11 protein-coding genes are annotated in these 9,956 nt (G+C 53.8%); 9 read left to right on the top strand and 2 right to left on the bottom strand.

Translation table 11 applies throughout. The features are described 5' to 3' along the window. From WCG50_RS07665 to WCG50_RS07625, 9 genes are all read left to right on the top strand, one after another. Positions 1-481, top strand: a 481-nt coding sequence (locus tag WCG50_RS07665) for a hypothetical protein (protein ID WP_336898999.1), incomplete at its 5' end; no start/stop codon positions are given. 288 nt (positions 482-769) lie between these two features. Beyond that, positions 770-1,948, top strand: a complete 1,179-nt coding sequence (locus WCG50_RS07660; RefSeq protein WP_336898998.1) for an acetate/propionate family kinase — start codon at positions 770-772, stop codon at positions 1,946-1,948. 168 nt (positions 1,949-2,116) lie between these two features. Next, positions 2,117-2,251 (top strand): 50S ribosomal protein L34, encoded by a 135-nt coding sequence (gene rpmH / locus WCG50_RS07655; protein ID WP_066096666.1) that lies wholly within the window; start codon positions 2,117-2,119, stop codon positions 2,249-2,251. A 54-nt stretch (positions 2,252-2,305) separates the two neighbouring features. Beyond that, positions 2,306-2,752: a ribonuclease P protein component gene (locus tag WCG50_RS07650; protein WP_336898997.1), complete on the top strand. Its 447-nt coding sequence runs from the start codon at positions 2,306-2,308 to the stop codon at positions 2,750-2,752. Then, positions 2,749-3,021 carry a membrane protein insertion efficiency factor YidD gene (gene yidD / locus WCG50_RS07645; RefSeq protein ID WP_336898996.1) on the top strand — a complete coding sequence of 91 codons (273 nt, stop codon included), beginning with the start codon at positions 2,749-2,751 and terminating at the stop codon, positions 3,019-3,021. The genes WCG50_RS07650 and yidD overlap by 4 nt, the downstream gene beginning before the upstream one ends. Further along, positions 3,018-4,730 (top strand): membrane protein insertase YidC, encoded by a 1,713-nt coding sequence (gene yidC, locus WCG50_RS07640; protein ID WP_336898995.1) that lies wholly within the window; start codon positions 3,018-3,020, stop codon positions 4,728-4,730. The genes yidD and yidC overlap by 4 nt, the downstream gene beginning before the upstream one ends. A gap of 6 nt (positions 4,731-4,736) precedes the next feature. Continuing rightward, positions 4,737-6,146 carry a tRNA uridine-5-carboxymethylaminomethyl(34) synthesis GTPase MnmE gene (gene mnmE / locus WCG50_RS07635; protein ID WP_336898994.1) on the top strand — a complete coding sequence of 470 codons (1,410 nt, stop codon included), beginning with the start codon at positions 4,737-4,739 and terminating at the stop codon, positions 6,144-6,146. A 72-nt stretch (positions 6,147-6,218) separates the two neighbouring features. Continuing rightward, positions 6,219-6,386, top strand: a complete 168-nt coding sequence (locus WCG50_RS07630) for a hypothetical protein (protein ID WP_336898993.1) — start codon at positions 6,219-6,221, stop codon at positions 6,384-6,386. A 152-nt stretch (positions 6,387-6,538) separates the two neighbouring features. Continuing rightward, positions 6,539-7,294, top strand: a complete 756-nt coding sequence (locus WCG50_RS07625) for a hypothetical protein (protein WP_336898992.1) — start codon at positions 6,539-6,541, stop codon at positions 7,292-7,294. A gap of 15 nt (positions 7,295-7,309) precedes the next feature. Here WCG50_RS07625 and WCG50_RS07620 read toward each other — a convergent pair whose 3' ends face one another. Both WCG50_RS07620 and WCG50_RS07615 read right to left on the bottom strand, forming a co-directional pair. After that, the gene (locus WCG50_RS07620) at positions 7,310-7,864 is read right to left on the bottom strand and encodes an adenine phosphoribosyltransferase (protein WP_336898991.1); all 555 of its coding nucleotides are present in this window, start codon (positions 7,862-7,864) and stop codon (positions 7,310-7,312) included. Positions 7,865-7,931: 67 nt separating this feature from the next. Beyond that, a complete protein-coding gene (locus WCG50_RS07615; protein WP_336898990.1) occupies positions 7,932-9,917 on the bottom strand; it encodes a cation:proton antiporter in 1,986 nt (661 codons plus the stop codon). Positions 9,918-9,956 lie beyond the last annotated feature (39 nt).

The raw sequence follows: 9,956 nt of genomic DNA, 5'->3' as shown, positions 1-9,956 counted from the left end.
AAGGTGCTGTGCGATGCACCCGGCGAGTTCATCATGGTGCGCTATGCCGACTGATACGGAAAGAGACGAGAGGATGCAGGTTGAACGCCTGCACCTTATGGAGTCATCCATCGAAGCGCTAAACGCCCGTATTGCTCGTTTGGCGATCGGGTTGGGTGTGTCGTTGTCTAGTGAGGAAGACGTGCGGCAGGTGATCAACCGGAAATCCATGTCGGCTATGACACATGAGCGCCGGGCTATCGCTGATCCGCGCACGACGACTCGAACGGGTTCAGGCGCTGACCGGCGAGTGGCTCAGAAATGGGAAGAGTTGAGGGGTCTGTTGGTGTTGCGTTATGGCGTAGAAGCGCGTTACGTCGACCAGGTTGGAGTCATCAATACCCGTCACATCTTGACAGAAGCAGAAGCCCATTTGGAGCGAGATGGTTTTAAGCCGGGCGCTGACGGCATTAATTTGGACCGCTTGTTTAAAGAGACCTGACATCGACTCGTCACTCGGGTTGCATAAGCTGATAACCCGCAGTTCTCAATATTTCCCGGCACCTGTTGCCCCAATCCAATTGTTATGAGTTTCACAAGAAGCACGGATGTAGTTGAAAACGTTACTTATGACGAAATTACCGTTGGCCATAGCGCACGGGTGCTTATTGCACTCACAAGTCGAGCTGATAGCCCGATGAACCGGGCGGCGCCAGCGCTGCTCTCCCCATTGACGGCGCACAACGCCCGTCGTGATCAACCCTAAAGCCTGGTAAGGCAAGGAAAAAACATGGCCATTCTTGCAGTCAACGCGGGTTCATCCTCGCTGAAATTTTCTATCTACCCCATTGCTGAGGGTCAGGTGCTTCCCAATGTGCTCACCGGAAACATCGAAGGACTTGAGCCAGGGGGTGCACCTGTTTTAGGTTGGACATTTCAAGGGAAGCAGCTGCAACGCCAGTTGCCTTTAACAGGTGGTGATCCGTTTGAACAGGCGCTGCACAGTTTGGGTGAGTTGTTGACAAGTGAAGCAGCCATTCCCAAGATCGACGCCATTGCGCACCGGGTTGTTCATGGTGGCAAAGACTTTTCGGCCAGTGTCTTGGTAACCCCAGAGGTATTAGCCTGCTTGACACTGAAAATTTCATTGGCACCACTGCATCAACCCAATAATTTGCAGGGTATTCGGGCATTTCAAAAAGCATTCCCTTCGCTGCCGCAAGTGGCTTGCTTTGACACAGCGTTCCATTCAACCATGGCCGAGGTGGATTACACCTTTGCCTTGCCGACGTCGCTCACCGCATTAGGCGTGCGTCGCTACGGATTTCATGGTCTGTCCTATCAATATGTCATGGGTGTGTTGCAAAAGCGAAGTGCGCAAGGCAATGGCCGGGTTCTGATGGCCCACCTGGGCAACGGTGCGAGTCTTTGTGCTGCCCGCGAGGGGCGGAGTTGTGCCACCACCATGGGTTTTTCAGCGCTCGATGGGCTGGTAATGGGCACGCGTTGTGGAACGCTCGACCCCGGTGTGATGCTGTATCTACTGGAGCAGGGCTGGGACCATGCGCAACTGCAAACCTTGCTGTACAAACAAAGTGGTTTGCTAGGTGTTTCGGGTATTTCCGCAGACATGCGCCGACTGCGCGCCGACGACAGCGCCGATGCAAAGCGAGCAATCGACTTGTTCACACACCGGGTAGTGCGTGAATCAGGGGCTCTGGTGGCTACTATGGGCGGTCTTGATGTGCTGGGATTCAGTGGCGGTATTGGTGAGCATGACGTGGTGCTGCGTGCCGAACTGGGTCAGCGGTTGAGTTGGTTAGGGGTGAAAATTGATTCTGAACTCAACCAGCAGGCCACTGGCAATGAGGTTATGGCTATCCACCAACCTGACAGTCTTGTTGAAGTCTGGGTGGTGCCCACCGATGAAGGCTTCGTCGCAGCGCAGGACGCCTCTCGTTTGATCTGATTTTTATCGTTTTCGATAAAAGATAAATTTGATATCCGGCATAAATTTGCCGGGAGTGAAAAAATTTGCGATAATCGCAGGTTCCCCTGATTGTGTCAGGGGTTAATGAAGCGGCCCGTTCACTGGTAGCAGTGTTGGGTCGACATAGAGCCCTTTAGGATTTTCAAAATGAAACGCACTTACCAACCCTCCAAGATCAAACGCGCCCGCACTCACGGTTTTCTGGTTCGCATGAAAACCCGCGGCGGCCGTGCTGTGATCAACGCTCGTCGCGCCAAGGGTCGCAAGCGTTTGGCAGTCTGATTTCGGTCACCCGAATCACACTCAGCTGACTTGTCGTTCTGGCGCCGCAACAAATTGCAGCGACTGAAAACGCGAAGCCAGTTTCAGGCCGTACTGGCTGGGAGCACTGTGGCGCGTACCGCTCACTTTGCTTTGCACTGTGCTGCTCTTGATACTGGCGTGGTGAAGCCGCCGGCATCTTCGCTTCAAAATGCGCCTCTAATGGCGCTTTTTGGCGTCCAAGATGTCTGGATGGGTGCGATGGTGCCCAAGCGCTGGGCAAAAAGAGCCGTTACGCGCAATGCCATCAAGCGTCAGATTTACAACGTCAGTACCGAATATGAGTCTGCCATGACGGTAGCGGCGCACGTTGTGCGCTTGCGGTCTGGTTTTGATCGCAAGCAATTCATCAGCGCGAGTTCCGAATTGCTCAAGGACGCAGTACGTCTTGAACTGCAGCAATTATTTGCAAAAATTGTTCCTCGCTTGTCGGCGGCACCCGCGCAGAGAGTTGCCGCATGATCAAAACCCTATTGATTGGCTTGGTCAAAGGTTACCGTTTGCTGCTGAGCCCTTGGCTTGGTTCTGCATGTCGGTTCGAGCCCACTTGTTCTGTGTATTCGCTGCAAGCCTTGCAGGCGCATGGTGCTGCGGTTGGTAGTTATTTGACTTTTTCGCGCCTTGCGCGATGCCACCCTTGGTGCGCGGGCGGCGCTGATCCTGTTTCGCTAGAAAAACCCCGGCTCTTTACACAGCTGCTTTCCTCTTCCACTCAAAAGAAGTCTTCATGAACGATATTCGTCGCACCATTTTGTGGGTGGTCTTTGGCTTTTCCATGGTTCTACTTTGGGACCAGTGGCAAATTTATAACGGCCATAAAGCAACTTTTTTCCCTGGCCCGGTGAAAACAGCCGTAGCCACCAATCCGCTCACGCCAGCCTCGGGCGTGCCTACCAGCGTTCCAGCTACTAATTCAGTAGCAGGTAGCGAACAATTGGCGGGGGCTACAGCCGCATTGGCTGTAAATACGAGCGCAGTTGCTGTGCCTCGCGAGCGTGTTGTGGTCACGACCGATGTGCTCAAGTTGACGTTTGACACCGAGGGCGGTTCGTTGGTGCAGACAGAGTTCCTCAAGCATGTCGACATGGCCGACAAGAGCAAGAAGTTCGTCCTTCTGGACGAAACCAAAGAGCGCACCTATGTGGCGCAATCAGGTTTGATCGCTGGCGCAGCAGGCGGCGTCTTCCCAACCCACAAATCGGTCATGACGGTGGCTCCGGGCGAACGCACCCTCATGGACGGTGGCAATGAGTTGGTCATTCGCTTTGAATCACCTGAAGTGGGTGGCGTCAAGCTGGTGAAGACCTTCACGCTGACGCGCGGCGCTTACGCGGTGTCGGTCAAGCATGAGGTGATCAACATGAGTACGGTGGTGGTGTCGCCGCAGTTGTACCTGCAACTGGTACGCGATGGCAACAAGCCGCTGGGCGAGTCCTCTTTCTATTCAACTTTCACCGGTCCGGCCATCTATACCGAAGCCAAGAAGTACCAAAAAGTCGAATTCAAAGATATTGAAAACAACAAGATCGATATTGAAAAGACGGCCGAGAACGGCTACGCAGCGATGGTGCAGCACTATTTTGCCAGCGCCTGGTTGCTGGGTGATGGCATCAAACGTGAACCGTTCATGCGCAAGGTGGATACCAATCTCTACGCTGTGGGCTTGATCACCGCCATCGACAACATTGCTCCGGGCACCAGTAAATCGGTAAAAGCCAAGTTTTTCGCTGGCCCCCAGGAAGAAAAAGTGCTGGAGTCTTTGGCCCCCGGACTGGAGTTGGTTAAAGACTACGGTTGGCTCACCATTTTGGCCAAACCGCTGTACTGGTTGCTCGACAAGATTCAGAGCTTCATTGGTAACTGGGGTTGGTCCATCATGGCGCTGGTGTTGCTGCTCAAGGCCGCTTTCTACTGGCTCAATGCCAAGGCGTATGCCAGCATGGCCAAGATGAAGGCCATCAATCCGAAAATCACCGAGATGCGCGAGCGCATGAAGGACAACCCACAGCAGATGCAGCAAGAAATGATGCGCATCTACCGCGAGGAAAAAGTCAACCCGATGGGCGGCTGTTTCCCGATCATGATCCAGATTCCGGTGTTCATTGCCCTGTACTGGGTACTGTTATCCAGCGTCGAAATGCGCAATGCACCTTGGGTGATGTGGATTCACGACCTCTCTTCGCCTGATCCGTTCTACATCCTGCCCTTGGTCATGACCTTGACCACCGTGCTGCAGACCGCCTTGAACCCAGCGCCACCAGACCCGATGCAAGCCAAAATGATGTGGTTCATGCCGCTGGCCTTCAGCGTGATGTTCTTCTTCTTCCCGGCGGGTCTGGTGCTGTATTGGATCACTAACAACGTGTTGTCGATCACGCAACAGTGGATCATCAATACCCGCATGGGTGTGCCGCCACAGTTCAACTTACCCAAGTTCTGATCGGCCGTGTCGCTACCGCGCCATAGCGACCCCATTGTGGCCATTGCCACCGCCCCCGGTCGGGGTGCGGTGGGCATTGTCAGGGTCAGCGGAAAAAACATTGAAGGGCTGCTCCAGGCCCTTTTTTCACGTCCGCTAAAGCCCCGCGAAGCGACCTACACCCCATTTCTGGATCACACCGGGGTGGCGATTGACCAGGGTTTAGCGCTCTATTTTCCGGCTCCCCATTCTTTCACCGGCGAAGATGTGCTCGAACTTCAGGCCCACGGCGGGCCAGTAGTTCTGCAGCTTTTGTTGGCACGGTGTATAGAAGCAGCAGCCGAAATCAATCCACTTACTCACGCACAAAGGCTAAAAGGTCTCAGGGTGGCTCAGGCGGGAGAATTCTCCGAAAGAGCCTTCCTCAATGACAAAATCGATCTGGCACAGGCCGAGGCCATTGCTGATTTGATAGATGCGAGTACCGAGGCGGCTGCCCGCAGTGCCACTCGTTCGATGTCGGGGGCCTTCTCCCAGGAAATCCATGCCCTGTGCGATGCCCTGATTCACCTTCGAATGTTGGTAGAGGCCACTTTGGATTTCCCCGAAGAAGAAATTGACTTTTTACGCCAAGCCGACGCTCAGGGGCAGCTCTCAAAATTACAGAAAACGCTGCAAAATGTGCTGCAAAGAGCTCGCCAGGGCGCTCTGCTGCGCGAAGGTATCAAGGTGGTGATTGCAGGGCAGCCGAATGCCGGTAAATCGTCACTCCTCAACGCGCTAGCCGGGGCTGAACTGGCCATCGTGACGCCAATTGCCGGAACGACGCGGGACAAAGTTCAACAAACCATCCAGATCGCGGGTGTACCGGTCCACGTGATTGACACGGCCGGTTTGCGTGAGAGTGACGATGAGATCGAGAAAATTGGCATCGAACGGGCCTGGGCTGCCATTGAGTCGGCTGATGCCGTGCTATTTTTGCATGATCTGACGCGCATGAATGCTATTGATTACATAGCTGATGACGCAGTGATAACGAGGGCTCTAGCCCTAAAACTACCTTTATCGGTACCTGTTATAGATATCTGGAACAAAGCAGATGCCGTCACTACTCAAACGCATGAAAATGGAGTGACCCTTTCAGCAAAAACAGGTGCTGGGCTGGATGCCTTGCGTAGCACGTTGTTAGATGTGGCTGGTTGGCAGTCTGTTCCCGAAGGCGTCTTCATCTCACGCGAACGGCATGTGCAGGCTTTGCATCAAGTAGATGACCATTTAATGGAGGCGGCAGCCCATTTGGCAGACAAGGCACAGTCGCTGGATTTGCTGGCTGAAGAGCTTCGACAGGCTCAATCTGCATTGAATCAAATAACCGGTGAATTTACGTCTGATGACCTTCTTGGGGTGATATTCTCCAAATTCTGCATTGGCAAGTGATTTGGTTTTCCCAATCGAAATGGCTTACTGAGAGTTCTTTGAATGAATGGAATTAAAGTTTAGGTGTGCGTCATGAACGGGAATAACCAACATTCAAGCAAACAAGATATCCGGGCATTGATTGAAGCATTTTCGATCAATCATAGTGAAGACGCCTTTAGCCGAACAGTGACCATGGGGCAGTGGAGAGCCATAGCCAGTTATATGCAGCCCTTTGCGCTGGCGGCCGCTTCCTGCTAGATGTGGAGCATTTCGCCAATGCGATTCTCAGAAATGTCGCATCGACAACCCGAAGCAACTTTGGCGTTGGTCATGGCTTTGGAAGCCATCGTTTGCGGCCGCATGCAAGATCAGCGCAAACGTATTGCCGTAACTTGAAGGAGAGATAGTCAATGTTTAATTGGTTTGCCAGGAAGCCTGCGCCTACACCTTCCGTAGCGCCGGAAAGCCTTGCGCTGCGTAATGCCGATGCTACAGTACCCTACAAGCCGGGTGACCGTCTCCAAATCAAAGTGGCGCCATCGCAGGTTGGCCATATGCCTAGCCGTAAAAATGAGAGACTTGAACACCGTGAACTTCTCTACAAAGTTGTGCACGATGCGATGATTCGAGCGGGCGTTTTGGCTAGCAGTTACAAGTTCAAGGTTCTGTCGCTAGATGCTCGGGGACTCCAGTACATGATCATGATGGATTTAGCCAATACCTCCGCCGGCGGCACCAGTCGTTTGTCTGAGATAGAAGCCATGATGGCGCAAGCCGCCAAAGCGCGTCACGATATTTTCATAACAGCTGTCTATTGGCGCGTGAATGAGCAAGTCACCACCGGTCTATCTCCCAATCAAACCTTCACTGCACCAGAGGTAATGAAAAAACCGGATGAGCTTCAGACTTTTCACTCCTCAGTAACACCCGCCCGTTTGGTCAAGTCAACGCCTGCCTATGAACCTTTGCAACAAGATGAAGTTGACGCGTTCAAGCGGGCCTTGGCAAGTGCAGCAAGCGTGACTCCAATGTCGGTGCACGGTCGCATGGTGACCTCAGGTCGCCGAAATCCTGCGCCTGTTGAAGAGTTTGAAGATACACAAATAGTGCCTTCGGATGAGCGTGCATCGCCACTCAGCGTCACACAGTACGGCGACTTGAACTGAGGTCACGTTCAGGCTTTAATGCCCTGCGAAATCGAGCAAAGTGAAAAGCTGAAGCCCAGAATCCCTCAGTTTTCTGGAGCCACCCAATTCGGGCAGATCCACAATTGCAGCGCCTTCGATCACTTGGGCACCCAATTTCTCGAGTAATTTCATGCCCGCCATCATGGTGCCGCCGGTCGCAATCAGGTCGTCAATCAGAAGAACGCGGTCCCCGGGCTTGACCGCATCGGTGTGGAGTTCGACAGTGGCACTGCCGTATTCCAGTTCGTAGGTTTCTTCAACGGTTGTGAAGGGCAGTTTGCCTTTTTTGCGAATAGGAATGAACCCGACATTCAGTTCGTAAGCAATGACCGCACCCAAAATAAAGCCTCGGGCATCCAGGCCAGCAACTACATCAGGTCGCATGGAACGTTCCATATAGCGGTGTACAAAGGCGTCGATCAGAACTCTGAAAACCTTGGCATCTTGCAGCAAGGGCGTGATGTCGCGAAACTGAACGCCCGGCGCTGGCCAGTCCGGCACGGTGCGAATGTGATCTTTAAGATACTGGGTAACACTGGTATTTTTCATGGCGCTCGGGCTGGAATTGAATCCGTATTGTGCATCGCGCCTCATCCGCAACAGTGGGCACGAAAACTTAGCCCTTGAGTAATTTTTGCTCGGCCAGGACCAGCATTTCAGCCCGGCCTGAAAGCACAAGCGTATCGCCAACGGCAATCTGAGGGTTATGGGAAGTGACCATGACCTTGCCGCCGTGGCGGCGAAGACTGACGATGCGAACATTCAACACATCCAAGTCAAGCTGGCTTATGGGTTTGCCCAGTGATTTGGCACCCAGTGGCAGCGTCAGTGTGGAAAGTCGCTCTTGATGGTGCTCGTCGGCCGAGTCATCGTCTGCGCCGTGAATGTAACCCCGGAGCAGGTTGTAGCGGGCATCGCGTTGATCTTGCACGATGCGAATCACGCGTCGCATGGGAACGCCCACCAAAGCTAGCGCATGGCTGGCGAGCATCAGTGAACCTTCAATGGCTTCCGGCACCACCTCGGTGGCACCAGCGAGCCTCAGCGATTCGAGATCAAGGTCGTCTTGGGTTCGCACAATGACGGGAACCTGCGGTGCATGCGCCTGAATGTGCGACAACACTTTCAACGCGCCCGGTGTTTCAAGGTAGGTGATGACAACTGCACTGGCACGCGCAAGCCCCGCCGCCATCAGCGACTGCAAGCGGGCTGCATCACCAAAAACGACAGAATCCCCAGCGACAGTCGCCTGACGCACTCGATCAGGGTCGAGGTCCAAGGCCAGATAGGGAATGCCTTCTCGTTCCAATATGCGCGCCAGATTTTGACCGCAACGACCGTAGCCGCAGATGATGATGTGTTTATTGGTGTTGATTGACTTACGGGCAATGTGGGTCATTTGCAGGGACTGCTGCAACCACTCACTGCTGACCAACCGCAAAACAACTTGGTTGCTGTACATGATGATGAAGGGCGTGAATAGCATTGACAGCACCATGCTGGCCAAAATCGGGTTGAGCAGTGCTGGCGGCACCAAGGCATTTTCCTGGGCCAGTGTGAGCAGCACAAATCCAAATTCACCGGCTTGCGCGAGGTAGAGACCGGTGCGCAGCGAAACACCCTGCGTGGCCCCAAGTCCGCGTGCCAGCACGGTCACCAACGCGGCCTTGAACAACACGGGCAGCGACACCAGCAAGAGCACCAAAGGCCAGCGCTCCAACACCAGTCGCCAGTCGAGCATCATGCCAATGCTGATGAAGAAAAGACCAAGCAACACATCATGAAAAGGGCGGATGTCGGTTTCCACCTGCTGCTTGTATTGCGTCTCGGAGATCAACATGCCAGCAATAAATGCACCGAGCGCCAGGCTCAAGCCTGCCAATTCAGTCAGCCAAGCGAGTCCCAAGGTGATAAGCAAGAGGTTCAGAACAAACAATTCTTCACTTTTTCGTCGCGCCACAATCGTCAACCAGAATCGCATGACCCGTGGACCGCCGACTAACAGCAATCCAATCAAAGCCATGGCCTTAAGTGATGCTACCGCCAGTGTTTCAAAGAGTTGCTCAGCGGAGGCTCCCAAGGCGGGAATCAGCACCAGCAGGGGAACCACCGCCAAATCCTGAAATAGAAGCACCCCCATGACACGCTTCCCGTGTTCCGATTCCATTTCTATTCGTTCAGTCATCAGCTTCACCACAATGGCTGTGCTGCTCATGGCCAGCGCACTTGAGAGTGCCAGGGCAGTTTGCCAACCCATTCCCCAAAGAGATGGCGTCAACCGCGCAAGTACCAAGGCAGCAGCGGTGGCGCCGATCATGGTCAGTAACACCTGAAAAAAGCCCAGACCAAACACATGGTTGCGCATGGCGCGAAGCTTGGTGAGGTTGAATTCCAGCCCAATGACAAACATCAGGAAGACAACCCCAAACTCACCCAGATGACGCACGCCATCGGCGTTTTTCGCTAACGCCAACGCATTGGGTCCAATGACCACGCCAACGGCCAGATAACCAAGCATGGGTGGCAGTTTTAAATAGCGGCAAGCGACCACCCCAAGCACCGCGGCCAGCAAGTAAAGAAGCGTGAGTTCAAGGGGGCTCATGCCTCGATACTATCAAGACACCTGCCAATCTATAAAATG

It is taken from the genome of Rhodoferax sp. (genome assembly GCF_037143375.1).
Lineage (GTDB): Bacteria > Pseudomonadota > Gammaproteobacteria > Burkholderiales > Burkholderiaceae_C > Rhodoferax.
The sequence above is the reverse complement of the archived record's forward strand: the minus strand, read 5'-3'. Positions and strand labels throughout refer to the sequence as shown.